The sequence below is a fragment of the Jeongeupia chitinilytica genome (assembly GCF_014652315.1).
GTDB classification, from domain to species: Bacteria; Pseudomonadota; Gammaproteobacteria; order Burkholderiales; family Chitinibacteraceae; genus Jeongeupia; species Jeongeupia chitinilytica.
In genome coordinates this window covers 128,109-154,114 of the sequence record NZ_BMYO01000009.1, presented here as the reverse complement: position 1 = coordinate 154,114, position 26,006 = coordinate 128,109, and the positions used below count along the sequence as shown (strand labels likewise).

The window sequence follows — 26,006 nt, the reverse complement described above, 5'->3', positions numbered from 1 at the left end:
GCATGGACCAGCCCGTCACGCTCACCTTCGTCATTCCTGACGCCGCGCCGCTCGTCGTCGCCGTCCTTCCGGGCGGGCGGCTGATCGATACCGTGCGCGAGCTGACCCGCGATGGCGCGCTGCCGCTGGCGTGGCGTTGCGCCAAGGGCACCTGCGGTGCCTGCCTGGTTCATGTCGAACATGCCGGCAGCGGCGGCATGCTGATGCTGGGCGGCATGGAGCGCAATGTGCTGGTGCGCCAGGGCTGGCTGGCCAGGGACACGCCGCGTGAACAGCCTGATACCGCCGCAACGCCGCGGCTGGCCTGTCATGTCGATGTCTTACATGACATGATCGTATATATCCAAATGCGCTAATTTAAAAAAACAATATTATTTCTGGCGATGAAGTAACGCTGGCAGACTGGCTTCCGTTCACTCTTATTCCAAAGAAACGGGAGCCGGTCATGTCTTATCGCCAGAAGTTTATTGCTGTCGCCCTTGCCTTCGCCGTCACGACGCCGGCCTGGGCCGCGTCGGTCGAGTTGCTCAATGTGTCGTACGACCCGACCCGCGAGCTCTACCAGGACTACAACAAGGCGTTCGCCAAGTACTGGAAGGCCAAGACCGGCGATGACGTGACGATCAAGCAGTCGCATGGCGGCTCGGGCAAGCAGGCCCGCTCGGTGCTCGACGGCCTCGAGGCCGACGTGGTGACGCTGGCACTGGCCTACGACATCGACGAGCTGAACACCAAGGGCAAGCTCCTGAAGGCGGACTGGCAGAAGAAACTGCCGGACAACGCCAGCCCGTACACCTCGACCATCGTTTTCCTGGTGCGCAAGGGCAATCCCAAGCAGATCAAGGACTGGGCCGATCTGGTCCGCAACGACGTCAAGGTGATCACGCCGAACCCGAAGACCTCGGGCGGTGCGCGCTGGAACTTCCTGGCTGCGTGGGGCTGGGCCAAGAAGACCTACGGTTCGGACGAGAAGGCGCGTGACTACGTGCAGAAGCTGTTCCAGAACGTGCCGGTGCTCGATACCGGCGCGCGCGGCGCGACGCTGACATTCACGCAGCGTGGCCAGGGCGACGTGCTGCTGGCGTGGGAAAACGAGGCGGTGCTCGCGGTCAAGGAACTCGGTCCGGACAAGTTCGACATCGTCGCGCCGAGCCTGTCGATCAAGGCCGAGCCGCCGGTTGCCGTCGTCGACAAGACCGTCGACAAGAAGGGCACCCGCAAGGTCGCCGAGGAATACCTCAAGTACCTGTACAGCAAGGAAGGCCAGGAAATCGCCGCGCAGAACTACTACCGGCCATTCGACAAGGACGTCGCCGCCAAGTACGCCAAGCAGTTCCCGAGCGTGAAGCTGTTCGACATCGACGAAACCTTCGGCGGCTGGACCAAGACGCAGAAGGTCTATTTTGAAGACGGCGGCGTCTTCGACCAGATCCAGGTGTCGATTGCCGCCAAGCGTTGACCGACCGGGCGCCGGCCGGCGCCCGTCTTCCCCCCTGACTGGAGAGTGATCCGATGAGCTTGCGTCTTGGCGATACCGCCCCCGACTTCACCCAGCAATCCTCCGAAGGCGACATCCGCTTTCACGACTGGGCCGGCGACCAGTGGGTCGTGCTGTTCTCGCACCCGGCCGACTTCACGCCGGTGTGCACCACCGAGCTCGGCAAGACCGCCAAGCTCAAGGACGAGTTTGCCAAGCGCAACGTCAAGGCGCTGGCGATCAGCGTCGATCCGCTCGAGTCGCACCTGAAGTGGATCGACGACATCAACGACACCCAGCAGACGACGGTGAACTTCCCGATCCTCGCCGATGCCGACCGCAAGGTGTCCGAGCTCTACGACCTGATCCACCCGAATGCGTCGACCACGGCGACGGTGCGTTCGGTGTTCATCATCGACCCGGCCAAGAAGATCCGCCTGACGCTGACCTATCCGGCCAGCACCGGCCGCAATTTCAACGAAATCCTGCGCGTGATCGATTCGCTGCAGCTGACCGAATACCACAAGGTTGCCACGCCGGCCGACTGGCAGCAGGGCGACGACGTGGTGATCGTGCCGTCGTTGCAGGACGAAGCCGAGATCGCCCAGCGCTTCCCCAAGGGTTATGTCGCGGTCCGGCCCTATCTGCGGCTGACCCCACAGCCGGGCTGAGCCCGCACCGTGTCGGCCTGTTCGCCGACCCGGGGGTTCGACACGCTGTGACCGTTTCTTGTCTCCTCTTGTCTGTGCCGGCTCTGCCGGCCTCTTTTTTCTGAAAGTGATGCGATGAATTCTCCGCTCGAGTCCTGGTTCAAGCGCCTGCCGGTACCGGTCAGCGTCCGCGAGGACTGGCCCGGTGCCAGCTTCGGCATCGAAGCCGGTCGCGGCGTCGTGGTGCGGGCGCTCGGGCTGTCGCTGTCGAGCGTGTTCCAGGCGATCCACGCGCCGAACGGCCGGGTGATCGGCGAGGAGGCGCTGCTGCGCGCATCGGTCCGCCACAAGCCGTGGCCGCCGCTGTCGGCGTTCGAGCACGCCGAGTCGCAAGGCAAGCTGGTCGCCTTCGACCGGCTGTGCCGGACGCTGCACCTGCTCAACGACGCCGGCCACGCCGACCGGGCCGAAACGCTGTACCTGAACGTCCACCCGAAGCTGCTGACCGAAGTTAGCGACCGGCACGGCGAGGTGTTCCAGGACATTCTCGAGCGGCTGGATTCGAAGCCGTCGCGCATCGTGCTCGAGATCGGCGAGGACGAAATTGCCGAATCCGACATCAACCGTGCCCGCGCCGCGCTGCAGAGCTACCGCTCGCGCGGCTACCGGATCGCGATCGACGATTTCGGCCGCCGCCATGCCAACCTCGACCGGCTGTGGCAGCTCGAACCCGACGTGATCAAGCTCGACCGCAGCCTGATCGCAGAGGCCGAAGCATCGCCCCGGCTGCGTCGCGCCCTGCCCAAGCTTGTCGACCTGCTGCACGAACTCGGTGGCCAGGTCGTCGTCGAGGGCATCGAAACCGAAACCCAGAAGCAGATGGCCATCGACGCCGGCGCCGACGCGCTGCAGGGCTTCCTGCTCGACGAACCTCGCTGGAGAGGCTGATGGATCCGATCGAAAGCTGGCTGGCTGCCGGCAACAGCATCGTCGTCGTACCCGGCTGGCGCGATTCGGGGCCGACACACTGGCAAAGCCGCTGGTGCGCGCGTTTTCCCGGCTTTGCACGCGTGGTCCAGCACGACTGGCACGTGCCGAGCGCGCGCGACTGGGTCGCCGGGCTCGAACGCACTGTCGCGCAGGCGCCGGGTCAGGTGATCATCGTGGCGCACAGTCTTGGCTGCGTCACGCTCGGCCACTGGGCGGTGCTGTCGCAGCATGCGTCGCGCGTGGTCAGCGCCATGCTGGTGGCACCGGCCGACGTTGCCCGCGAGGACGCGCCGGCGTCGTTCGCCACCTTCCTGCCTTTGCCGGCAACCCGGTTGCCGTTTGCCAGCGCGGTCATCGCCAGCGACAACGATCCGGTGTGCAGCTCGGGCCGGTCGATGACCCTGGCGCGCGACTGGGGCAGCCGCTGCGTCGTGCTGTCCGGGCTCGGCCACATCAATGCCGATTCCGACCTCGACGACTGGCCGCTGGGTCTCAAACTGCTGAGCCAGCTGGTCCCGCCGGCCGTACCGCAGCGGCTGGCGGCATGAGTGCCTCCGCCGGCTGACAGGTCCGGCCGCCATCCGGGCGGCACGCCTGTCGTGTCCGGCAATGCCGGTCGTCCAGTGGCCGCCGGGGCTCAGCCTGCGGCGCGGTGCAGCGTGGCGTTGAGGCGCTGGACCGCCGCATCGAGCGTGTCGACGGCACCGGCAATGGCGGCGCTGGCATCGCGGCCGGTTTCGAGATCGGTACGCAGCGCGCCGAGATCGTCGGCCAGCCCGCCGACCCGCTCGGCCTGCGCCGTCTGCACTCGGGCGACGTCGCCGGTCAGCGCCGCGAGCGCCGCAGCGCGGTGGCGCAATGCCTTCATCTCGCGTTCGGCATCGACGGCGCGTGCGCGGCTTTCGTCCAGCCGCTGCGTACCGGTGCGCATCGCGGCCACCGCGTCGTCGGTGATCGTGATGATGGCGGCAATCTGCCGGCCGATGTCCAGCGTGGCGCCGCCGGTCCGCTCGGCCAGCTTGCGTACTTCGTCGGCGACGACGGCAAAGCCGCGGCCCGACTCGCCGGCGCGGGCGGCTTCGATCGCTGCATTCAGTGCCAGCAGATTGGTCTGGTCGGCAATGTCGCGGATCACCGCGATGATCTGGCTGATCTCGCCGCTGCGGGCGCCGAGCGTTTCGATGGCCTGCGCCGACCGTGCGACGACGTCGGCGGCATCGTTGAGCCGCGCCAGCGCGTCGCCGACCGCGGTGCTGCCCGCCTGCGCCTGGGCACCGGCGGCGCCCGCTTCGTGGGCGGCGGTCTGCGAATGGGTCGCGGCATCGCCCGCGAGCCGGGCGACGTCGGCGACCACGCCGGCCATCTGTGTGCCCCGGCCGGCCTGATGCACCATGGTGGCGTGAATGGCCTGACTGCGGCCACTGATCGCCGCCGATTCGCGCGATGCGGCATCGACCGCCTGCGTCGCCTCGCCCAGCATCATTGCCAGCGCGGTGCGGCCTTGCTCGGTGTCCTGCCGCGCTGCCTCGATCTGCGCCAGGCTTTGCGCCTTGGTCGATTCGAACAGCCACGCAATCGCCGCAAGTACGACGGTAAGGCCAAGCAGCGAGCGTGCCTGCAGCCCGGCGTGCAGGCTGGCGGGCAGCGGGCTGGCCGGCAAGGTCCAGCCCTGCGCATGCGCGGTGGCGAACACGGCGACACCGGCCAGCGTGGCGGCACTCCATGCAAGACCGGTCACGCGTCCGCCGACAAAGGTCGCCGCAACCGGCACCAGCAGGAACCACGGCACCGACGACGACTCGATGCCGCCGTTGACCCAGCACATCCACGCGACCATGCCGAAGAACACCGCGATGACTGCTTCGCGCACCAGGGCGAGCGGTGCACCGAGTTTCATCAGCAGGGCCACGCCGCACATCAGCGCACCGGCGGTCAGGATGCCGGCACCCATGGCCGGATGGCCGATGCGGAAGTAGTGGATCGAGAACACCGGCACGATCAGCGCGGCGAGCACGGCCATGCCGGCGACATTGCGTGCCCGGCTCCACGCCAGTGCCGTCTGCCGCAGCGTGTCAGGAATGAACCATTCGAACAGCCTGCCGAACCACGCACCCATTGTCCGCTCTCCCGGTGGAATCGCCCGAGTGTAGGCGAGCGGTGGTGCCGGACCATCAGGGCTAGACCTGACAGGGCAGTTGGCCCGGTCAATGCCAGGGGCATGGTGCTTACATCCTGACGTCGTTGTTGTTTTCCGGTTATCAGTGGCTAACCAAATTGTATTTTTGGTTATAAGTTAGTCAAGTTAAATTCCTTCTGGTTAATAAGAAATGGCGTCAACGCCAGAAGGAAGCACGATGTCGACCATCGTCACTTTGTCAGGCAGCCCGAGTGCGAAATCGCGCTCGCATGGCCTGCTGATCCGGGCCTCGCGCCTGCTCGAGTCCTACGGCATCACGATCCGGGCGTTCACGCTCGGCGATTTCGATGCCGAAGCGCTGTTGTACGGCAAGTTCGACGATCCGGCGGTGATCGCCTTCCAGAAGGCGGTCGCCCAGGCCGAAGGGCTGATCGTTGCCACGCCGGTCTACAAGGCCGCATACAGCGGTGCGCTCAAACTGCTGCTCGACCTGCTGCCCGAACGTGCGCTGCACCATCACGCGGTGCTGCCGCTGGCGACCGGCGGCAGCCCGGCGCACATGCTCGCCGTCGATTACGCCTTGCAGCCGGTGCTGACCTCGCTGAAGGCGCGCCACATCGTCGGCGGCATCTATGCGACCGAACGCGAACTGGCGTGGCGCGACGACGGCTACCTCGAACTGAACCACGACATCGAACAGCGCCTGACCCAGGCGGTGTCGCGGCTGCTGGCGCACCTGCCCGATCCGGGCCAGGTGCTGCTGCATCCGGACCAGCTCAATCAGCAGATCCGCGAAGCCCGCATCAGCTTCTAGTCCGCCCCTGAAAAGACCGATACCAACAAGGAGAACACCATGAAACGACTGCTCGTCACTGCCGCCGCCGCACTGGCCGCCGCGACCCTGTCGACCACCGCGCTGGCCGAAACGCTGCGCATCGGCTACCAGAAGTCGGCCAGCCTGTTCATGCTGCAGAAAAGCCAGGGCACGCTGGAGAAGAAACTCGCGCCGCTCGGCGCGACGGTGAAATGGGTCGAGTTCCCGGCCGGCCCGCAGCTGCTCGAAGGCCTGAACGTCGGCGCGATCGACGTCGGCTATGTCGGCGAAGCGCCGCCGATCTTCGCCCAGGCCGCCGGTGCGCGCTTCGTCTACATCGGCAACGATCCGGCGGCGCCGGCGGCCGAAGCCATCGTCGTGCCCAGGGGCTCGGCGATCAGGTCGGTGGCCGAGCTGAAGGGCAAGAAGGTCGCGCTCAACAAGGGCTCGAACGTCCACTACCTGCTGGTCAAGGCGCTGGAAAAGAACGGCCTGAAGTACGGCGACATCCAGCCGGTGTTCCTGCCGCCGGCTGATGCGCGTGCGGCGTTCGAGCGCGGTTCGGTCGACGCCTGGGTGATCTGGGATCCGTTCCTCGCCGCGGCGGAAAAGCAGATCGGCGCCCGCGTGCTCGCCGACGGCCGCGACACCGTCAACAACTTCGCCTTCTACCTCGCCGAGCGCGGCTTTGCCGAGAAGAACCCGCAGATCATCAAGGCGCTGTTCGAGGACACCGTCGCGCAGGGCCGCTGGCTGCAGGACAACCGCGGTCAGGCCGCGGCGATCATCGCGCCGCAGCAGGGGCTGACGGCCGACGTGGTCGAACTGGCGCTCTCGCGCTACCGCTACGGCGTGACGCCGCTGACCGCACAGGTCGCCGCCGAGCAGCAGAAGCTCGCCGACGTGTTCTACGAACTCAAGCTGATTCCGAAGCCGATCAAGGTCAAGGAAGCGCTGGTTTCGCAGAAGTGACCGCCATGCTGAACAAACTCCTGTCGCTCGCGCTCGCCGGACTGGTCGCCGCCGGCAGCGTGCAGGCCGCCGAGCTGCACATCGGCTACCAGAAAAGCTCGTTGAACCTGATCGTGCTGAAAAGCCGCGGCACGCTGGAAAACAGGCTCGCCGCCCAGGGCCATACGGTCAAGTGGACCGAGTTCCAGGCCGGACCGCAGCTGCTGGAAGCGCTGAACGTCGGCAGCGTCGACTTCGGCATGACCGGCGATACGCCGCCGATCTTCGCCCAGGCCGGTGGTACGCAGCTCGTCTATGTCGGCTTCGAGCCGCCGAAGCCGCAGGCGTCGGCACTGCTGGTCCCGGCCGTTTCGGCGGTCAGGACGCTGGCCGACCTGAAGGGCAAGCGCATCGCGCTGCAGAAGGGCTCGAGCGCGCACTGGCTCTTGATTCGTGCGGTCGACAAGGCCGGACTCAAGTGGGACGACATTCAGCCGGTGTGGCTGACGCCATCCGACGCCCGTGCCGCGTTCGAGTCGGGCAAGGTCGACGCCTGGGCAATCTGGGACCCGTATTACGCCGCCGCCGAAAAGGCGCTCAAGCCCCGCGTGCTGACCACGGGGCAGGGACTGGTCGCCAACCAGAGCTTCTATCTGGCGTCGAAAACCTTTGCCGAGCGCCAGGGCAAGCTGCTGCAGACGGTGTTCGACGCGCTGTCGGACAACGACGATTTCCTCGAGCAGAAACCGAAGGAAACCGCGCAGATCCTCGCCAAAGCCGTCGGCCTCGACGCCGCGACTTTCGACACCGTGGTGCAGCGCCGGCCGAGCTTCAGGGTCACCTGGCTCAATCCGCAGGTCGTCGCCGAACAGCAGCGCATTGCCGACCGCTTCGCCGATCTGAAGCTGATTCCGAAAACCGTGACCGTCAAAGACATCGTACTTGCGCCGCAATGAGCGGCGCAGCTGGAGAACACATCATGAAGTTGTTCTGGTTCCTGCCGACCCACGGCGACAGCCGCTATCTCGGTACCACCATCGGTGCCCGCACCGTCGACCATGCCTACCTGAAGCAGATCGCCCAGGCCGCCGACCAGCTCGGATTCGAAGGCGTGCTGATCCCGACCGGACGCTCTTGCGAGGATTCGTGGGTCGTCGCGTCGTCCTTGGCGCCGCTGACCGAGCGGCTCAAGTTCCTCGTCGCGATCCGCCCGGGCATCATTTCGCCGACGGTGTCGGCGCGGATGGCGGCGACGCTGGACAGGATCTCCAACGGTCGCCTGTTGATCAACGTCGTCACCGGTGGCGATCCGGACGAGCAGCGCGGTGACGGCAGCTTCCTCAACCATGCCGAGCGCTACGAGGTGACCGACGAGTTCCTCAACATCTGGCGCGGCGTCGCCGCCGGCGAGACGGTCAACTTCAGCGGCAAGCATCTGACGGTCGAGAACGCCAAGGCGCTGTTCCCGCCGGTTCAGACACCGCATCCGCCGCTGTTCTTCGGCGGATCGAGTGAGCCGGCGATCGCGCTGGCGGCCGAGCACGTCGATGTCTACCTGACTTGGGGCGAGCCGCCCGAGGCGGTGGCCGAGAAAATCGCCCAGGTCCGCGCCGCCGCCGAGGCACAGGGCCGGACCGTGCGCTTCGGCATCCGCCTGCACGTGATCGTGCGCGAAACCAGCGAGGAAGCGTGGCAGGCCGCCGACAAGCTGATCTCGCACGTCACCGACGACACCATCGCCGCGGCGCAGCAGGCGTTTGCGCGCTTCGACTCGGTCGGCCAGCGCCGGATGGCCGAGCTGCACGGCGGCCGGCGGGACAAGCTCGAGATTGCACAGAACCTGTGGGCCGGCGTTGGCCTGGTGCGCGGCGGTGCCGGCACCGCGCTGGTCGGCAGCCCCGACGAAGTCGCCGCGCGGATCCGCGAGTACGCCGATCTGGGCATCGAGCACTTCATCTTCTCGGGCTACCCGCACCTCGAGGAGGCGTACCGCGTTGCCGAACTGCTGTTCCCGCTGCTGCCGCTCGATCATGCGAAACCGGCCGGCAAGGTCAACCTGACCGGGCCGTTCGGCGAAGTGATCGCCAACGACATCGTGCCGCCGGCCCCGAAGCTGGTCGCGCAGAGCTGAGGAAGCACCATGACGATTGCTGCCATTTCGCGCCGTTTGGCGCCGTGGGCGGTACCGGCACTGCTGCTGCTGGCGTGGCAGTGGTTCGCCACCCACGGCGTGCTCACGAGCCGCATCCTGCCGGCGCCGAGCGCGGTGTTCGACGCTGCGGTTCGACTGGCCGAATTGGGCGAGCTGTGGGCGCACCTGAAGGTGAGCTTCTGGCGCGCCGCGGTCGGCTTCGGCATCGGCGGCGGCCTCGGGCTGCTGCTCGGGCTGGTCACCGGTCTGTCCAGACGCGGCGAGCTGCTGCTCGACACCACGGTGCAGATGGTCCGCAACATCCCGCCGCTGGCGCTGATCCCGCTGGTGATCCTGTGGTTCGGCATCGACGAGGCCGCCAAGCTGTTCCTGGTCGCGTTCGGCACGCTGTTTCCGGTCTACATCAACACCTATCACGGCATCCGCTCGGTCGATACCGGTCTGGTCGAGATGGCGAAAAGCTACGGCCTGCGCGGCTGGCCGCTGTTCCGCGACGTGATCCTGCCCGGCGCGCTGCCGAGCATCCTCGTCGGCGTGCGCTTTGCGCTGGGCTTCGCGTGGATCCTGCTGATCGTCGCCGAAACGATTTCGGCCAGCTCGGGCATCGGCTATCTGGCGATGAACGCGCGGGAGTTCCTGCAGACCGATGTGGTGGTGCTGGCGATCCTGCTGTACGCGGTGCTCGGCAAGGGCAGCGACGTGGCGGCGCGGGGGCTGGAGCGGGTGTGGTTGAGGTGGCATCCGGCGTATCAGTAAGCGGGTTTGGGCGTTGCTGAGCGACGGGTTTCAGCGCCAGCGACGCTGGCGTCTGGATTGCCGGTTTCGCCCGGCGGACGAGGTCCTTTCTTTTGTTCGCCAAAAGAAAGGACCCAAAGAAAAGGCGCCCCCGCATTCGCGCCCCTTCGGGGTTCCCTGCGCTGCCCAGTCGCCACGGCGGGAATCGCAAACTCGCTTCGCTAAAACAGGGATCCCCGACTGCCCCGCGTCGACTTGCGCTGCTCGGCGCTTCTGAGGGGATCGGGGCGGGATGCAACCGGCAGTGAGCAGAACGTGGTCAACCAAATTGCGGTGAACACTGCGCCGCCTTTCATTCCCGTTCGCCAGCGCCGAGGAGTGGAGCGAGACGAGCCGGTTTCACGGCTTGGCTCGCGACCGATCGAGGGCAGCCTGGACGGCCGCAGAGCGCGGGGCGCCTTTGGGGTGAAGGGGGCTTTGGCGAGACAAAGCGCTCTTCCCGTACGCGCGGAGGAACGCGCATCAAAGGCTTTTACTCGCGCCGCAGGCGCAGAACCAAGTAAGTCCTCAAAAATGCAGAGATCGCCGGCAAACCGGCACAGGAGCAACCCATGACCCAAACCCACCTCGAACCCGCCCTCGGCGTCGCGCTGACCATCCGCGGCCTCACGCGCCGCTATGGCGAGCAGACCGTGCTCGACCACCTCGACCTCGACATCCGTGCCGGCGAGTTCGTCGCCGTCGTCGGCCGTTCCGGCTGCGGCAAATCGACCCTGCTGCGGCTGCTGGCGGGGCTCGATACGCCGACGTCGGGCGGGGTGCGCGCCGATGGCAGTCCGCTCGATACCGGTCATTTCGATACCCGGCTTATGTTCCAGGACGCACGCCTGCTGCCGTGGAAGACCGTGCTGGCCAACGTCGGCCTCGGCCTCAAGGGCGACTGGCAGCCGCGCGCACATGCGGCGCTGGCCGAAGTCGGCCTGTCCGAACACGCCGGCAAATGGCCGAGCCAGCTTTCGGGCGGACAGCGGCAGCGCGTGGCACTGGCGCGGGCGCTGATCCACGAACCGCAGCTGCTGCTGCTCGACGAACCACTCGGCGCGCTCGATGCGCTGACCCGGATCGAGATGCAGCAGCTGATCGAGCGGCTGTGGCGTCGGCACGGCTTCACCGTGTTGCTGGTGACGCACGATGTCGAAGAGGCGGTGGCGATCGCCGACCGGGTACTGCTGGTCGAGCAGGGTCGGGTCGGTCTCGACCTGGCCGTGCCGCTGGCGCGGCCGCGCCGGCGCGGCGACGTGCACTTCGCGCTGTTGCAGGAGCGGCTGCTGTCACGGGTGCTGCAGCAGCCCGATGCGCCGCTGCCCGAACCGCTGCCGCCGATCGCACCGGCTGCACTGCGCTGGGCGTTGTAAGCCTGACGGAGTTTGTGTTTGTTCTGGAATAAAAAACAAAAATGAAATTACTTTGAGTGATATTGCGCTCACGTTAATCTGACATCGTCATTTACCAAGGAGACCATCATGAGCATCCAGTCGATCAATGTCCGCAACCAGTTCCGCGGCACCGTGCGCGAAATCATCGAAGGTCCGGTGCTGTCGGAAGTCGACGTTGCCACGCCGGCCGGCATCGTCACCTCGGTGATCACTACCCGCTCGGTCAAGGAGCTGAAGCTCGCACCGGGCAGCGAAGTCATTGCCTTCGTCAAGGCGACCGAAGTGTCGATCGCCACGCTGTAATGCCGGATACGTATGGCCGCTCGGCATGCCGGCGGCCGTACGACAAAAACAGGGAGACCCAGAAAATATGAAACGCACCGTTCTTTCGGCCTTGCTGGCCGCGACTTTCCTCAGCGCCGGCGCGGCGTATGCCGAGGTCACCNCCTCGGGCAACGGCGGCACCGGCAACACCACCTGGGGTGGCCGCAACACCTTCGGCGGCTGGCAGGGCGACTGGGGTACCGTGCGCTTCGGCAACTACGACAGCGCCTACAAGACCCTGCTGACCTCGTCGGACCTGTCGAGCCTGTTCGACAACTTCGCCGACACCGCCGACTACAAGGGCAAGGGTGCCGTGTTCGCCCAGCTCAACAGCCGCCTGCAGAACTCGGTCAGCTATGATTCGCCGGTATTCAGCGGCTTCCAGGTCCGCGGTTCGTGGGGCCTCGACCAGAACGCCCAGAACGGCGGCGAGTCGCCGATCTATGCCGCTTCGGCCCTGTACAGCGGCTACGGCTTCGTCGGTGGCCTCGGCTACTACTACGCGAAGAACCGCACCTTCACTCAGGCAACCGGCCTGGCATCGGCCGACCAGGCGGCCAACACCACCAGCGGTGCGTCGACCTGGGCGACCAACCTGGCACTGGGCTACAAGTTCGACTTCGGCCTGCAGCTGGGCGGCGGCTGGGAACACGTCAACAGCGACGACAGCAAGGCCGGTCAGGACTGGGACAACTACGCCGTGGTCGGCAACTACAAGTTCGGCCAGTTCGAAGTCCAGGGCGTGTATGCCTGGTCGCAGGACCAGCTGGGCGTGAGCGACAACAGCGGCCAGCAGGCTTCGCTGGGTCTGGTCTACTACGCCACCAAGCAGACGCGTTTCTACACCTACCTGGTTGACGTCAACAACGACAACAAGGGCAAGTTCAGGAACAACTCGGGCTCGCTGACGCCGGATTACGCCAGCCAGGACGGTTTTGCCTGGTCGGTCGGTTTCCGTACCGACTTCTAAGCCGGACCAGCGTCTTCCTAGACTTCAGAACCGGGCACATCGTGCCCGGTTTTTTTCGTTGCGATCGTGGCTCAGGGGAGCAGGCCGAGCCGGACTGCGCCGATCCGGCTGCGCGTCTCGAGGGCGACCAGTCTGGCGAGCTGGCCGCGGTTCCAGCGTGCCGAGGTGTCGGGCATCGTTGCCGTGTCGAGGGTGTCGAGTTCGCGCAACCAGCCGAGTGCGGCCGGCATGTCGCCGCCGGAGCGGGCCAGTGCCGCAAGCCGGCGCAGCAACTGCTGGTGCAGCGCAATCAGCCCGGCCCCCCGCACCAGCGCGCGGGCGGCCAGATAGCAGGACTCCGCCGGCTCCGTCTGGCCGGCCGCTTCGTGTGCCTGCGCCAGGGCGTAGTACGCGTGCGCCTCGCCCCAGACGCTGTGATTGGCTGCATGCGCGCGGCGTGCGGCGTCGAGCGCACCGCAGGCGGCGTCGACGTCACCGTTGGCGAGCCAGACGAGGCCGCGGTAGTAGGGTACTTCGGCGGCCCAGACCCGGTTGGCGACCTTGGTCTGCAGCAGCGCATCGGCCTCGGCCAGCGCGGTCAGCGCCCGTTCGCCCTGTTGCAGCCGGTAGGCATCGCCGCCGACATTGATCAGTGCTTCGCAGGTCAGCCGGTCGTGACCGAGCGGTCGCGCGAGCGACAGCGCCAGCTCGTGATAACGCAATGCGCCGGCATGGTCGCCGAGCGCCACGCAGGCCTGGCCGACGCCGAGGCAGACCCGGGCGCAGTGGTCGCCGTCGCCGTTGTCGTGCGCCAGCGCCAGACATTGCGACCAGGTGTCGAGCGCCGCAGCGATTTCGCCGGCGGCGTAGCGGGCGCGGCCCAGTTCGATCAGCGCCTCGATCTGGCCACGGGTATGACCGTGGTCGTGGAAGCGCGCGGCCGCATCGCGAAACGCTTGCTGGGCGGTGCGCAGGCGGCCGACATGCTGCCAGGCGTGCCCCAGCGTCACCATCGCAAGGGCTTCGAGCCGGGCGTCGCCGACGGTACGGGCGCGGGCCAGCAGCGCTTCGACTTCGGGCGGTGGTGGCGGCGAGCCGTTCTCGGCAGCGATGGCGACCGGTTCGAGATCGGCAAGCAGTGCGTGTCGGTCGTTCATGCCGCAACCCCTTCGGCGTTGCTGACGCAGTTGCCGCCGCCACGCTGTGCCAGATAGCGCGCCAGATCGGCGCGGAACAGCAGGATGTCCGCCGAGTCGCCGGGCAGACAAGCGACGGCACCGACGCTGACGCTGACCGAGAGCGCCGGGTGTAGCGCGGTCCAGTCGTACTCGGCGATACGGCGTCGCACCGCTTCGGCGGCCCGCCGGGCCGCGTCGGCGTCGGCGCCGGGCAGCGCCAGCAGGAATTCGTCGTCGCCGATGCGTGCCAGCAGGTCGCCGGCCTCGCGGTCGAGCCGCAGCAGCGCGGTCACCGTACGCAGCACGTCGTCGCCGACATGCCGGGCGCGCTGGGCGCGGATCTCGCCGAAGCGGTCGACGGCAATCTGCAGCATGCCGAGCGGTACCCCGTCGTTGGCGGCGACGATCAGCGCAGGTAGACGGGCATTCAGTGCCGCGCGGCTCAGACTGCCGTCGGCGCGGTCCTGGCCGCTGTCCCGGGTCGTCCGGTCGCGCAGCTGCGAAAGTTCGATCCGGGATGCAAGCAACTGCAGCCGCATTGCCACACTGCTGATTCGGCGGCTTGGCACGTGTGCGACCGGCGGCCGGGGGGCCAGTGCGGCGTCGAGATGCGTGACGGCCAGGGCCAGCTCGCCGCTGGCCTCGAACAGGTCGGCAAGTAGCCGGTGCTGTGCCCGGTCGAGCCGGTCCGGGGCCAGGCCGGTCGCAAGCCGTGCCGCGCGGTGGCGGTGTTGCGGATCGTCGTCGAGCATCGCCAGCTGCAGGCAGCAGCGCAGCTCGCCGAGCGGGGCGCCGTTGGCCCGGTAGCGTTCGGCCGCAGCCATGCAGAAGGTGCGTGCCTCGCCCGCACGGCCGGCAAGGGCGAGCAGCGTCGCGATCTGTTCGTTCGGCCGCGCTTCCTGCAATCCGGCGAGGCCGGGATGGGCCAGCGCGTAGTCGAGTGCCGCGTCGGCGCCGGCTGCGTCGCCCAGCGCATACAGGTCGGCGGCGGTGGCCAGGGCGGAGCGGGCGTGCAGCGCGGTGTCTTCGGTGCTGCGGGCGAGTTCGGCGGCATGCTGGTCGAGCCGGAGCGCCAGTGCCGCGTCACCGTGCTCGCGGCCCAGCGTGGCCAGTTCGAGCCACAGCGATGCGGCGATCCGCGCCTGCCCGCCGGACAGTGCCGATTCGAGCGCGGCCAGCCAGGCTTCGATCGCTTGCGGCAGCAGCGATTCGAGCAGCAGACTCAGGCCCAGCCACAGGCCGATCTGGGCGAAATGCCCGGCTCCGGCGCGGCCCTGTATCGCACGCAGCAGATCGCTGTCGGCCTGTTCGCGGGAGACCGACGCCTGCGCTTCGACGAATTCGGCGTGCCAGGGAGAGGGGGCGGTGGAAGGCATGGTTGGAGCGGGGGTGGAGCGATGTCGTCATCGTGCCAAGTGCCGCCGCGCAGGGCAAGTTTGCTGACGGCTTGTGTAGCGCTGTGTTGGCCTATCGTCATGGTTGCCGGTTGGCGCTGCGACGGGTTCAAGGCTGAATCTTGCTTATGCAAAAACGACCGATATTTATTAACGGATTATTCTTTGGTGGTATATGGCGGTCGGGTGATAATCGCCCGATCGACCTTACTGTCCAACGGACCCGACCATGCGCAAACTGATCCCCGCCTTGCTGCTTTCCGTATTTGCCGCCGCTCCGGCGCTGGCCGACGTGACCCTGCTGAACGTGTCGTACGACGTGATGCGCGACTTCTACAAGGATTACAACCCGGTCTTCGCCAAGCACTACCAGGCCAAATTCAACGACAAGGTGACGATCCAGCAGTCGCACGGCGGTTCGAGCAAGCAGGCGCGTTCGGTCATCGACGGCCTCGAGGCCGACGTGGTGACGATGAACCAGAGCACGGACATCGACGCGATCGTCGACAAGGGCCGGCAGATCAATGCCGGCTGGGAAAAGAAATTCCCCAACGAGGCCGCGCCGTTCAGCTCGCTGCAGGTACTGATCGTCCGCAAGGGCAACCCCAAGGGCATCAAGGACTGGAACGATCTGGTGAAACCGGGCGTGCAGGTGATCGTGCCGAACCCGAAGACCTCGGGCAACGGCCGCTACACCTTCCTCGCCGCCTGGGGTTACGCGGCGAAACTGCCGGGCGGCAACGATGCCAAAGCGCGCGAGTTCGTTACCGGCGTGTTCAGGAACGTCCCGGTGCTCGACGCCGGCGGCCGCGCGGCGACGACGACCTTCATGCAGCGCAATATCGGCGACGTGCTGGTGACCTTCGAGAACGAGGCCGAAATGATCGCCCGCGAATTCGGCCGCGGCGGTTTCGAGGTCGTTTATCCGAGCGTGTCGATCGATGCCGACCTGCCGGTTGCGGTGGTCGACAAGGTCGTCGACAAGAAGGGCACGCGCAAGGCGGCCGAAGCCTACCTGCAGTACCTGTGGAGCCCGGAAGGCCAGGAAGTCGCCGCGCAGAACTACCTGCGTCCGCGTGACAAGGCCGTCGCCGCCAAGTACGCCAAGCAGTTCCCGGCGGTGAAGCTGTTCGGCATCGACGAGTTCGGCGGCTGGAAGGTCGCGCAGAAGAAATACTTCGACGACGGCGGCATTTACGACCAGGTTGCCGCGACGATCGCGAAGAAGTAATTCCGCATCGGCCGGTGCTGCAGGGGCACACCGGCCGGCGACACAATAAAAACAGGGGGAAGGCATGGCCTTCAAACAACACAGCGTGCTGCCGGGCTTCAAGCTCTCGCTCGGCTACACGCTGCTTTATCTTTCGCTGATCGTGCTGCTGCCACTGGCGGCACTGATCATCAAGACCTCCCACCTCGACTGGGCCGCGTTCTGGTCCATCGTCACCGAGCCGCGTGTCATGGCGTCGTACAAAGTGACCTTCGGCACATCGCTGCTGGCGGCGCTGATCAACCTGGTGTTCGGGCTGCTGATCGCCTGGGTGCTGGTGCGCTACCCGTTTCCGGGCAAGCGCCTGGTCGACGCGCTGGTCGACCTGCCGTTCGCGCTGCCGACCGCCGTCGCCGGTATCGCGCTGGCGACGATCTACGCGCCGAACGGCTGGATCGGCCAGTGGTTCGAGCCGCTGGGACTGAAGATCGCGTTCACGCCGCTCGGCATCGTGCTGGCGCTGACCTTCATCACCCTGCCCTTCGTCGTCCGTACCGTGCAGCCGGTGCTGCAGGATCTGGAAAAGGAGCTCGAGGAAGCCGCAGCCAGCCTTGGCGCGACGCGTGGCCAGGTGTTCTACAAGATCATCGTGCCGACGATCCTGCCGGCGCTGCTGACCGGTTTTGCGATGGCGTTCGCCCGGGCGATCGGCGAGTACGGCTCGGTGATCTTCATCGCCGGCAACATGCCCTACGTGTCCGAAATCACGCCGCTGATGATCATTTCCAAGCTCGAGCAGTACGACTACCTCGGCGCGACGGCGATTGCCTGCGTGATGCTGGCGGTGTCGTTCGCGCTGTTGCTGGTGATCAACGGCCTGCAGTGGTGGACGGCAAAACGACTCGGACGGAGGAAATAATCATGGCGGGTGGAGTCAACAACGCGCCGCGTTCGATCGTGACGACCGAAACGCGCCCGGTCCGCATCCTGCTGACCGGTATTGCCCTGGCCTTCATCGGCCTGTTCCTGGTCGTGCCGCTGGTGTCGGTCTTTGTCGAAGCGTTCCGCCAGGGCTGGCAGCTGTACCTGGCGGCACTGGTCGAACCCGACGCCGTCTCGGCGATCAAGCTGACGCTGATCACCGCGGCGATCGCCGTGCCGCTGAACCTCGTCTTCGGTCTGACCGCCGCATGGGCCATCGCCAAGTTCGAGTTCCGCGGCAAGAGCTTCCTGATCACGCTGATCGACCTGCCGTTCGCGGTGTCGCCGGTCGTTGCCGGCCTGATCTACGTGCTGCTGTTCGGCGCGCAGGGCTGGTGGGGACCGTGGCTGGCCGATCACGACATCAAGATCATCTTCGCCGTACCGGGCATCGTGCTGGCGACCGTGTTCGTCACCTTCCCGTTTGTCGCCCGCGAACTGATCCCGCTGATGGAAGCGCAGGGCAGCGACGAGGAGCAGGCGGCGATGGTGCTCGGCGCCAGCGGCTGGCAGATGTTCTGGCGCGTGACGCTGCCGAACATCAAGTGGGGTCTGCTGTACGGCGTGATCCTGGCCAATGCGCGGGCGATGGGCGAGTTCGGCGCGGTGTCGGTGGTATCCGGCCACGTGCGCGGCCAGACCAACACGATCCCGCTGCACGTCGAGATCCTTTACAACGAATACAACTTTGTCGCCGCCTTTGCCTGCGCCTCGCTGCTGGCCCTGCTGGCACTGGTGACGCTGGCGCTGAAATCGTGGGTTGAATGGCGTACCGAAAGACTCGCCGCCGAAGACCGCCGTCACGCGACCGAAGAGTAAGGACTGAAGAACCATGAGCATTGCAATCAACGCCATTTCCAAGCGCTTCGGCGATTTCGTCGCGCTCGACAACCTGCAGCTGGACATCGCTTCGGGCGAACTGCTGGCGCTGCTCGGTCCGTCGGGCTGCGGCAAGACGACCCTGCTGCGCATCATCGCCGGTCTCGAAACGCCGGATCAGGGCCAGATCCTGTTCCATGGCGAGGACGCGACCGATACGCATGTGCGTGAACGCCAGGTCGGCTTCGTGTTCCAGCATTACGCACTGTTCCGCCACATGACGGTGTTCGAGAACGTCGCCTTCGGCCTGCGCGTCCGGCCGAAGAAGACCCGGCCGAGCGAGACCGAGATCAAGCGCAAGGTGCACGAGCTGCTGAGCCTGGTGCAGCTCGACTGGCTGGCCGACCGTTATCCGGCACAGTTGTCGGGCGGCCAGCGTCAGCGGATCGCGCTGGCGCGGGCGCTGGCGGTCGAACCCAAGGTGCTGCTGCTGGACGAGCCGTTCGGTGCGCTCGATACCAAGGTGCGCAAGGAGCTGCGCCGCTGGCTGCGCCGGCTGCACGACGAAATGCACATCACCAGCGTGTTCGTGACCCACGATCAGGAAGAGGCGCTCGAAGTGGCCGACCGCGTCGTGGTGATGAACAAGGGCAAGATCGAGCAGATCGGCACGCCGGAGCAGGTGTACGACGCGCCGGCCACGCCGTTCGTTTACCAGTTCCTCGGCGACGTGAACCTGTTCCACTCGCGCGTGCACGACGGCTGGGCCGAAGTCGGCGCTGCGCGTTTTGCCGCCGAAGCCGGCGACAGCGACAAGGCGGTCGTCTATGTTCGTCCGCATGAAATCGAGCTGTCGCGCGTCGCGACCGACAAGGCGATTGCCGGCGTGATCAGTCATTCGCGCCTGCTCGGCGCCACCGTCCGGCTTGAAGTCGACGTCAAGGATGCCGAGGTGGTCGAGGTCGAGCTGACGCGCGAGCGCTACCAGGAAGGCGGCTGGCAGGTCGGCGAGCCCGTCTGGCTGAATCCGCGCGAGGCCCGCGTCTATCCGGCGGCCTGATCAGGCTGCTGTAGCCGGTATTTCGCCCGACACGACAACGGCGGACCTGCAAGGGTTCGCCGTTGCCGTTTCGGGGACCAAAAAAAAGCCCCGCCAGAAGGCGGGGCTCGAAGCCGGGAGGGCACAGGGGGCCAAGCCCTCCGGAGCAGTTACTTGGTCTTCACAGCCGATGCGGCCGAGGCGTGCTTCTTCGCCTGGGCCTTCTGGGCCGACGACGCAGCCGAAGCGTGATGCTTCTTGGCCTGTGCCTTCTGCACGGCCGATGCCGACGAGGCATGCTTCTTCTTTGCCTGGGCCTTCTGGGCCGACGACGCAGCCGACGCGTGGTGCTTCTTGGCCTGCGCCTTCTGCACGGCCGATGCGGCCGATGCCTTCTTCTTCGTTGCGGCTTTCTTGTGATGCTGGACGTGGGTGGCTGCAGTACCCGATGCCGCGACGGCCTCGGCGAACGACGGGGTGGCGATCATCAGGCCGGCGGCGGCGATGACGGTGGCGAGCGATGCGGTCAGCTTGTTCATGTCGGTTTCTCCGGTTCTTCTGCCGCAATCGTTGCGGCGACAGGTCCAGCATCGCACCGCCCGGTGCGGTCGTCTGTGAGCCTTGTGCTCGCCTGTGTTTCCCTTTGTTGGTGATGTCAACCGATTGCAAATCCCGGCGTTGCGGCCTGTCGCGGATCGGTCACGCGGCCGGCATGTGCTCCGTCTATCATGTACGGAGCAGCGGCACGGCTTGCCGTCGCTGCACTTGGCTAGGATGAAACGATGGGCTGCATCATGCGGCCGGACCAATACGGGAGAAAGGCATGGGACTTCTGGATCAACTGACCGGTGCGCTCGGTGGCGGCAATCAGGAAGAAGGCGCGGGCGGCCTGCTCGGCGCACTCGGTCCCCTGCTCGAACAGCAGGGCGGCATTTCCGGGCTGGTGGAGAAATTCCAGCAGGGTGGTCTGGCCGAAGTCGCGCAGTCGTGGATTTCGACCGGCCAGAACCTGCCGGTTTCGGCCGAGCAGATCCAGTCGGTGCTCGGCAGCGATGCGGTGTCGCAGATCGCATCCAGGCTCGGCGTCGATCTGCAGCAGGCCGCCGGACAGATTTCCGAGGCGCTGCCGCAACTGGTCGACCAGCTCACGCCGAACGGCGAGGTGCCGCAGGGCGGCGACCTGCTGGCGCAGGGACTGAACCTGCTCAAGGGCAAGCTCTTCGGCTGAGGGTCCACCGGCAAAAGACAAGGACGCCCGTGGGCGTCCTTGCCGTTTCAGCGCCCGTCGATCAGGCTGCCGCGTTCCTCGTACGGCAGTTGCCGCGGCGGACTGACCGGCTGGACCTCGTCGACCCGCGACGGCCTTAGCGCCTGGGTGAAGTACAGCGGCCGCTGCTTGGTCTCGTTGAAGATCCGGCCGATGTATTCGCCGAGTACGCCGGTAAAGAACAGCTGCACGCCCCCGAGGAAGAGGATGGTCACCATGATCGTCGGATAGCCGTGGACGCGGTCACCCCAGATCAGCGTCTTGGTGATGATCCACGCGCCGTAGCCGAAAGCGAACAGCGCGGTGGTCAGGCCGAGATAGGTGGCAACCTTGAGCGGGCCGATCGAGAATGCCGTGATGCCTTCGAGCGCGAAATTCCACAGTTTCCAGTAGTTGAATTTCGACACGCCGGCGGCGCGCGGATCGCGGCGGTATTCGATCGCCTTCGTCTTGAAGCCGACCCAGGCAAACAGGCCTTTCATGAAACGGTGCTGCTCGCGCAACTGCAGCAGCGCGTCGACGGCACGCCGGCTCATCAGCCGGAAGTCGCCGGTGTCGCGCGGGATGTGCACCCGGCCGGACATCCGGTTCATCGTCCGGTAGAACGCCGCCGCGGTGGCTTTCTTGACCCAGCTCTCGCCGTCGCGCACGGTGCGTCTGGCATAGACGACGTCGTAGCCGCCCTCCCATTCGCGCAGCATGTCGCGGATCAGCTCGGGCGGGTCCTGCAGGTCGGCATCGATGATGACCACCGCATCGCCGCGCGCGTGGTCGAGCCCGGCGGTCATGGCGATTTCCTTGCCGAAGTTGCGCGACAGGTCGATGCCGGCAACGCGCGGATCGGCATCGCACAAGCGGTCGATGATCGCCTGCGTGCGGTCGCGGCTGCCGTCGTTGACGAAGACCATTTCGCAGCGGTATGCGGGCAGGCTGTCGAACAGCGCACCCATCCGGGCGTGGAAGGCTTCGAGTACGGCTTCCTCGTTGTACGCCGGCACGACGACCGACAGCAGCGGCAGATCAGTGTTCATGTCTATGCTCCCGGAAGGCCCAGAACCGGCTGCCGCCGAAATTCCAGACCAGTCCGATCCCGGTGGTGATGATCTGGGCCACGAAGTACTGCCAGCCCAGCGTGTGGACGAACAGCGTCATCAGCGCGGTATTGAGGCACCAGCCGACGCCGACGATGGTGAAATACTTGCTCGCGGCTTCCTTGTGCGATTTGCCGCTCTTGAACGTGTACTTGTAGTTCAGCGCGTAGTTGGCGAAGCAGCCGAGCACGTAGCCGACCGCCGACGCCACCGCCGCCTTGAGGCCGAGGTGCTCGACGCCGAACCACAGCGTCAGGTACTGGATGCCGGTGCCGGCAAGGCCGACAGCGGCGAAGTGCAGGAACTGGTGGTGAAGCTTCTTCATCAGGCTGGTCCGGTTATCGGCGACGCACCCACAGCCCGACCGGCAACTGGCCGGCGGCACTGGTCGGCTGCCAGCTGTAGCCGGCGGCGATCGCCTGCTGCAGCTGCGACCACGCCTGCGGATTCTGGGCATCGCGCGGAGTCCAGACGATATACCGGACGTTCTTCTGCGTCAGCCAGCCGAGCGGGTCCGCCTGCGTGCCGGCGTAGAACGTGCGGATCTGGTCGCGGGTGATCCAGACTTCGGGTGTGTTGCCGTGCCAGGTGATCAGGTGCGACGGCCAGCCGAGCAGCGACGGTTTGGCGGTGAAGGCGGCGAAGATGTTGCTGTCGGTGTAGGCGTCGCCATAGACGTTTTCGAGCACGATGCCGTCGGGCTGGCGGGCGAGCAGTGCCAGCAGGTCGCGCGCGGCCGGGTCCTGGGTGTAGACGGCGGTGGCGTCGAGGCGGCCGCGGTCTCCCGGGCTGGCGTTGGCCAGATAGCGCAGCGTGTCCCAGCCGTAGCTGAGCGTGATCAGTGCCAGCGACGCGGCAACGGCGACCTTGATCCAGCGGCGCGACTGGCCGAGCAGCAGGGCGCCGAGTACGGTCAGGCCGCCGGTCCAGATCCAGCCCCACCATTTCATGACCGTGTTGGTGCGCTCGAAGCGGCCGCCGGACGGATCGTCGACGAAGACGAACTCGGACAGCAGCAGCAGCGCGCCGAAGGCCAGCGCCGCATACAGCGTGAAACCGCGTGTGCGCCGCTGTGCCGCGCCGGCGACGAGGCCGAGCGCGATCAGCAGCAGCAGCGGCCATTGCAGCGTCAGGTACTGCAGCAGCGGGGTGTGGTCCATCGCCGCAACCAGCCGGATCGGCGTCGACAGCGACTTGCTGGCGAAGCCGGCGAGGAAGGGGTAGAGCAGCAGGAAGGCGACGGTACCGCCGGCGACCAGCGCCGGCCAGTCGGTGCCGGGCGCGGTCGGCACATCGGCCGGGGGATCGGCGGGCGCTCCAGAGGCGAGGGGCCGGCGGTGGCGCCACGCGGCCCAGCCGGCGACCAGCAGCGCCTGCAGCGGGAAGACCCAAGCATTGGTCGCGATCGTGACCGGTACGGTCAGTCCGATCAGTGCGGTGTTGATCCGGCGCGAGCCGCTGCCGGTTTCGACCATGGCCATCAGCGCCAGCGCCAGCAGCAAGAGGAAGAAGCCGCCGAGCGGCGGGTGGTAGTCGCCGACGAAGTACTGGTAGCCAAAGTTTTCCAGCGGCAGCTCGCGCGCTTCGAAGCGGGTTTCTCGCGGGTACAGCGACTGGGCGAGTTCGGTGTCGAGACGCTGGTCGTACAGGCCGACGAAGCGGGCGCTGGCCCACATCCGGTCGTTGACCTCGGCGTTCGGGTTGTTGACGTCGCCCTGGCGTACCAGATGCACCATCGGGCTGGCGCCGGTGGCGCCGAGCACCAAGGTGACGACGAGCAGGACTTTCAGTGCGCGGCCGGCAATGAAGCGGCTGGCGATGTCCCACGCCAGCGTTGCGCTCATGGCCATCAGCAGCGGCATCGCCAGGTTGTAGGTCAGGCCCGGCCGGATCGCGAACAACCGCCCCATCAGCGCGGCGCCGTAGTGCTGGAAGGCATAGTAGAAGTCGAACACCCGTGGCGGGAACCAGTGGTCGGGCGGCGGTAGTGTTGCGCCGGGCAGGTAGTTGCCGATGAAAAAGAGGTCGGTGACGCGTTCGCTGGTCGGGTAGATCGACGGGTAGAACCACTTCCACATCAGCCCGTAGCCGACGAAGGCCCAGAACAGCGCTTCGCTGCGCACGAAGCCGGCGGTCCTGAGCCGGTCCTTGTCCCACCAGAGCGCCAGCAGCGCGATAGCGGTCGTGAACGGCCACACCCCGGCGAGCCGGCCCCAGCCGTGGAAGTGCTCGAGGAAGAAACAGGCCAGCGTGATGCCGAGCACGCCGGTGGCGCGGGCGACGTGGAATGACGGAATCAGCCGCGAAACCACGGCCGACACGGCGGCGAAATGGACGAGGATCAGTGCCAGCGTCAGTACGTAGTAGATCAGGGTCATGGTTGAACGGTCTCGTGGGGCGTGCGGACGAACACGCCGTACTCGTCGGTGCCGGCCTGCCAGAGCGGCTGCCATTGGTAATCGGGGGCGAGGGCGGCTTTCAGCTGCGCCAGCACGACCGGGCCGCGGGCAGCGTCGAAGCGGCTCCACACGAGGTAGTCGACGTGCTGGCCGACAAGCCAGGCCCCGGCCGCCGGATGCGCGCCGGCGTAGATCGCCCGGGCGGCATCGGCGCGTTCGCCGACGTACGCCGGGTTGCCGCGCCATTGCGCGACGTGCGCGGGCCAGCCGAGCATCGACGGTTTGCCGGCGAACAGCGCGAAGGCGCTGCTCGGGCTGTACGCGGTGCGATCGGTGTTTTCGAGCACCAGTCCCTGCGGTTGTGCCTTGAGCCAGCCGAGGATGGCCTTGTTGGCGTCGTCGTCCTTGAGCCATGCGTCACCGGCGATCTGCCCGGCGTGCGGGCGCGGGCTGTGCCACCAGAACTGCAGCTGCGGCAGCACGAAGGACAGCGACGCCGCCAGCGGCACGACCGTGGCGATGCGGCGCCAGCGCACCGCGCTGCCGAGGTTGATCGCGCCGAGCCAGACGATGGCGGCGGGCCACAGCCACGACCACCACTTGAGCACGGTATTGAAGCGCTGCAGCCGCTCGCCGAGCGGATCGTCGACCGTGACGAGCTCGGACAGCGCCAGCATCGCCAGCACGCCGAGCGCGCTCCACCATGCCAGTCGAGCGCGCGGTCCCTGGCTCAGTGCCAGCACGACGAGCAGCAGCACCGGCCACCACAACAGCAGCCATTCGTTCAGCGGCGAATATTCGAACGGTTTGGTCAGGACGATCGGCGTGTGCAGGCCGGCCAGCGCGAAGTAGCTCAGGAAAGGGTAGAGCAGCGCCAGTGCGGCGGCGACGCCGGCGGCGGTCGGCAGCACCAGGCAGGCGACCTTGCCGCGCCAACGGTACAGCAGCCAGCCGGCGACCAGCAGCGCCATCGGCGGCAGCACCCAGGCATTGGCGGCGATGCTCAGCGTCACGGCAGCACCGACGGCTGCGGCGGGTGCGCGGACGTCACCGGTTTCGCCGCCGTTCTCGTCGGTGGCCGGGCGCTCGATCCGCGCGATCAGGCCGAGCACGAACAGCAGCAGCACGAAGCCGGCCAGCGGCGGGTGCACGTCGCCGAGATACAGCAGGTAGGACGGCGTCTCGAGCGCCAGTTCCATCGCCGGCGGCTCGTTCGGCGGGAACAGCTGCTGGCCCGGTACCGAGTTCGACAGCCGGTCGTAGAGGCCGATGAAGCGGGTGTTCGCCCACAGCCGGGTGATCGCCGCCGATTGTGCCGAGGCCGGGCTGGCATCGGGCGCGACGTAGAGGACGTTCAGCAGCGGCGCGACACCGGTGCCGCCAACGATCACCGTGGCGACGATCAGGCCGCGCAGTGCGTTCGACGCAACGAAACGCCGTGCCACCGACCACGCCAGACTGCCGATCAGGCCGAACAGCATGGCACTGCCGAGATTCATCGCCTGGCCGGCGGCGAGGTTGAGCCAGCGGCCCATCAGCGCGACCGAGTAATGCAGAAAGGCGTAATAACAGTCGAACACCGCGCCGGGCAGCCAGCGGTCCGGCGGGGGCAAGGTGTCGCCGCTCAGATAGTTGCTGATGAAATACAGGTCGGTCAGGTGTTCGCTGGTCGCGTCGATGTCCGGATAGCCCCAGCGCCACGCCAGTGCGACGAGGAAAGGCAACACGAACGGCAGCTGTGCCAGCCAGAAGCCGCGCTGCTGCGCCGGCCGCCAGACCAGCGCGACCGACAGCGCCGTCGACACCGGCCACAGCCATGCCAGCCGGCCGAGGCCGATGAAGTGCTCGGTGAAGAACAGCACGAGGCACAGCGCGAGCACGCTGCCGGCGCGCGCCAGCTGGACGTCGGGCAGCCAGCGGCGCACGAGGCGTGCCAGCCCGGCCAGATTGACGAGCAGCAGCGCCAGCGTCAGCGCAAGGTAGATCAGACTCATCTCTTCCATCCCTGGCACG

At 66.7% G+C, this 26,006-nt stretch carries 26 protein-coding genes; 18 read left to right on the top strand and 8 right to left on the bottom strand.

The genetic code is table 11. From position 1 onward, the window contains the following. Positions 1-2: 2 nt before the first annotated feature. From IE097_RS16420 to IE097_RS16400, 5 genes are all read left to right on the top strand, one after another. Positions 3-356 carry a 2Fe-2S iron-sulfur cluster-binding protein gene (locus IE097_RS16420; protein WP_189461946.1) on the top strand — a complete coding sequence of 118 codons (354 nt, stop codon included), beginning with the start codon at positions 3-5 and terminating at the stop codon, positions 354-356. A gap of 89 nt (positions 357-445) precedes the next feature. Next, on the top strand, positions 446-1,459 hold the full coding sequence (locus tag IE097_RS16415; protein WP_189461945.1) for a sulfate ABC transporter substrate-binding protein: 1,014 nt from the start codon (positions 446-448) through the stop codon (positions 1,457-1,459). Positions 1,460-1,512: 53 nt separating this feature from the next. Next, positions 1,513-2,148, top strand: a complete 636-nt coding sequence (locus tag IE097_RS16410) for a peroxiredoxin (RefSeq protein ID WP_189461944.1) — start codon at positions 1,513-1,515, stop codon at positions 2,146-2,148. Between the two features lie 114 nt (positions 2,149-2,262). Beyond that, the gene (locus IE097_RS16405; protein ID WP_189461943.1) at positions 2,263-3,075 is read left to right on the top strand and encodes an EAL domain-containing protein; all 813 of its coding nucleotides are present in this window, start codon (positions 2,263-2,265) and stop codon (positions 3,073-3,075) included. Further along, on the top strand, positions 3,075-3,665 hold the full coding sequence (locus tag IE097_RS16400) for an RBBP9/YdeN family alpha/beta hydrolase (RefSeq protein ID WP_189461942.1): 591 nt from the start codon (positions 3,075-3,077) through the stop codon (positions 3,663-3,665). The genes IE097_RS16405 and IE097_RS16400 overlap by 1 nt, the downstream gene beginning before the upstream one ends. Positions 3,666-3,754: 89 nt before the next feature. On the opposite strand, the gene IE097_RS16395 is transcribed toward IE097_RS16400, so the two are convergent. Then, positions 3,755-5,233: a methyl-accepting chemotaxis protein gene (locus tag IE097_RS16395; RefSeq protein WP_189461941.1), complete on the bottom strand. Its 1,479-nt coding sequence runs from the start codon at positions 5,231-5,233 to the stop codon at positions 3,755-3,757. A gap of 238 nt (positions 5,234-5,471) precedes the next feature. On the opposite strand from IE097_RS16395, the gene ssuE reads away from it, so the two are divergent. The 8 genes from ssuE to IE097_RS16355 all read left to right on the top strand — a co-directional run bounded on the left by ssuE (position 5,472) and on the right by IE097_RS16355 (position 12,636). Then, on the top strand, positions 5,472-6,068 hold the full coding sequence (ssuE, locus tag IE097_RS16390) for an NADPH-dependent FMN reductase (protein ID WP_189461940.1): 597 nt from the start codon (positions 5,472-5,474) through the stop codon (positions 6,066-6,068). A gap of 39 nt (positions 6,069-6,107) precedes the next feature. Further along, a complete protein-coding gene (locus IE097_RS16385) occupies positions 6,108-7,040 on the top strand; it encodes a sulfonate ABC transporter substrate-binding protein (RefSeq protein ID WP_189461939.1) in 933 nt (310 codons plus the stop codon). 5 nt (positions 7,041-7,045) lie between these two features. Continuing rightward, positions 7,046-7,975: a sulfonate ABC transporter substrate-binding protein gene (locus IE097_RS16380; RefSeq protein ID WP_189461938.1), complete on the top strand. Its 930-nt coding sequence runs from the start codon at positions 7,046-7,048 to the stop codon at positions 7,973-7,975. Between the two features lie 23 nt (positions 7,976-7,998). Continuing rightward, the gene (gene ssuD, locus IE097_RS16375; protein ID WP_189461937.1) at positions 7,999-9,150 is read left to right on the top strand and encodes an FMNH2-dependent alkanesulfonate monooxygenase; all 1,152 of its coding nucleotides are present in this window, start codon (positions 7,999-8,001) and stop codon (positions 9,148-9,150) included. A gap of 9 nt (positions 9,151-9,159) precedes the next feature. Then, on the top strand, positions 9,160-9,927 hold the full coding sequence (gene ssuC, locus IE097_RS16370; protein WP_189461936.1) for an aliphatic sulfonate ABC transporter permease SsuC: 768 nt from the start codon (positions 9,160-9,162) through the stop codon (positions 9,925-9,927). Positions 9,928-10,517: 590 nt separating this feature from the next. Continuing rightward, a complete protein-coding gene (locus IE097_RS16365) occupies positions 10,518-11,321 on the top strand; it encodes an ATP-binding cassette domain-containing protein (RefSeq protein WP_189461935.1) in 804 nt (267 codons plus the stop codon). Between the two features lie 108 nt (positions 11,322-11,429). Then, positions 11,430-11,645, top strand: coding sequence for a TOBE domain-containing protein (locus tag IE097_RS16360; RefSeq protein WP_189461934.1), 216 nt, complete (start codon positions 11,430-11,432; stop codon positions 11,643-11,645). A gap of 25 nt (positions 11,646-11,670) precedes the next feature. Then, on the top strand, positions 11,671-12,636 hold the full coding sequence (locus tag IE097_RS16355; protein ID WP_444542877.1) for a porin: 966 nt from the start codon (positions 11,671-11,673) through the stop codon (positions 12,634-12,636). A 71-nt stretch (positions 12,637-12,707) separates the two neighbouring features. Here IE097_RS16355 and IE097_RS16350 read toward each other — a convergent pair whose 3' ends face one another. Further along, positions 12,708-13,772: a tetratricopeptide repeat protein gene (locus IE097_RS16350; RefSeq protein ID WP_189461932.1), complete on the bottom strand. Its 1,065-nt coding sequence runs from the start codon at positions 13,770-13,772 to the stop codon at positions 12,708-12,710. Beyond that, positions 13,769-15,169 carry a GGDEF domain-containing protein gene (locus IE097_RS16345; protein ID WP_189461931.1) on the bottom strand — a complete coding sequence of 467 codons (1,401 nt, stop codon included), beginning with the start codon at positions 15,167-15,169 and terminating at the stop codon, positions 13,769-13,771. The genes IE097_RS16350 and IE097_RS16345 overlap by 4 nt, the downstream gene beginning before the upstream one ends. A 247-nt stretch (positions 15,170-15,416) precedes the next feature. On the opposite strand from IE097_RS16345, the gene IE097_RS16340 reads away from it, so the two are divergent. From IE097_RS16340 to IE097_RS16325, 4 genes are all read left to right on the top strand, one after another. Continuing rightward, positions 15,417-16,418 carry a sulfate ABC transporter substrate-binding protein gene (locus IE097_RS16340; RefSeq protein ID WP_189461930.1) on the top strand — a complete coding sequence of 334 codons (1,002 nt, stop codon included), beginning with the start codon at positions 15,417-15,419 and terminating at the stop codon, positions 16,416-16,418. Between the two features lie 64 nt (positions 16,419-16,482). Then, a complete protein-coding gene (gene cysT / locus IE097_RS16335; protein WP_189461929.1) occupies positions 16,483-17,316 on the top strand; it encodes a sulfate ABC transporter permease subunit CysT in 834 nt (277 codons plus the stop codon). 2 nt (positions 17,317-17,318) lie between these two features. Continuing rightward, entirely contained in the window at positions 17,319-18,197 is an 879-nt protein-coding gene (gene cysW / locus IE097_RS16330) for a sulfate ABC transporter permease subunit CysW (protein ID WP_189461928.1), read from the top strand. A 13-nt stretch (positions 18,198-18,210) separates the two neighbouring features. Further along, positions 18,211-19,257 carry a sulfate/molybdate ABC transporter ATP-binding protein gene (locus tag IE097_RS16325; protein ID WP_189461927.1) on the top strand — a complete coding sequence of 349 codons (1,047 nt, stop codon included), beginning with the start codon at positions 18,211-18,213 and terminating at the stop codon, positions 19,255-19,257. 149 nt (positions 19,258-19,406) lie between these two features. Here IE097_RS16325 and IE097_RS16320 read toward each other — a convergent pair whose 3' ends face one another. Continuing rightward, complete coding sequence (locus IE097_RS16320) at positions 19,407-19,775, bottom strand: hypothetical protein (RefSeq protein WP_189461926.1); 369 nt, start codon at positions 19,773-19,775, stop codon at positions 19,407-19,409. 284 nt (positions 19,776-20,059) lie between these two features. On the opposite strand from IE097_RS16320, the gene IE097_RS16315 reads away from it, so the two are divergent. After that, a complete protein-coding gene (locus IE097_RS16315; RefSeq protein ID WP_189461925.1) occupies positions 20,060-20,464 on the top strand; it encodes a YidB family protein in 405 nt (134 codons plus the stop codon). A gap of 47 nt (positions 20,465-20,511) precedes the next feature. On the opposite strand, the gene IE097_RS16310 is transcribed toward IE097_RS16315, so the two are convergent. The 4 genes from IE097_RS16310 to IE097_RS16295 are packed head-to-tail and all read right to left on the bottom strand — an operon-like array spanning position 20,512 to position 25,987. Beyond that, positions 20,512-21,534 (bottom strand): glycosyltransferase family 2 protein, encoded by a 1,023-nt coding sequence (locus IE097_RS16310; protein ID WP_189461924.1) that lies wholly within the window; start codon positions 21,532-21,534, stop codon positions 20,512-20,514. Beyond that, complete coding sequence (locus IE097_RS16305; RefSeq protein ID WP_189461923.1) at positions 21,524-21,919, bottom strand: GtrA family protein; 396 nt, start codon at positions 21,917-21,919, stop codon at positions 21,524-21,526. The genes IE097_RS16310 and IE097_RS16305 overlap by 11 nt, the downstream gene beginning before the upstream one ends. 13 nt (positions 21,920-21,932) lie before the next feature. Further along, positions 21,933-23,972, bottom strand: coding sequence for a DUF2298 domain-containing protein (locus IE097_RS16300; RefSeq protein ID WP_189461922.1), 2,040 nt, complete (start codon positions 23,970-23,972; stop codon positions 21,933-21,935). Continuing rightward, complete coding sequence (locus IE097_RS16295) at positions 23,969-25,987, bottom strand: DUF2298 domain-containing protein (protein WP_189461921.1); 2,019 nt, start codon at positions 25,985-25,987, stop codon at positions 23,969-23,971. The genes IE097_RS16300 and IE097_RS16295 overlap by 4 nt, the downstream gene beginning before the upstream one ends. Between the last annotated feature and the right edge of the window lie 19 nt (positions 25,988-26,006).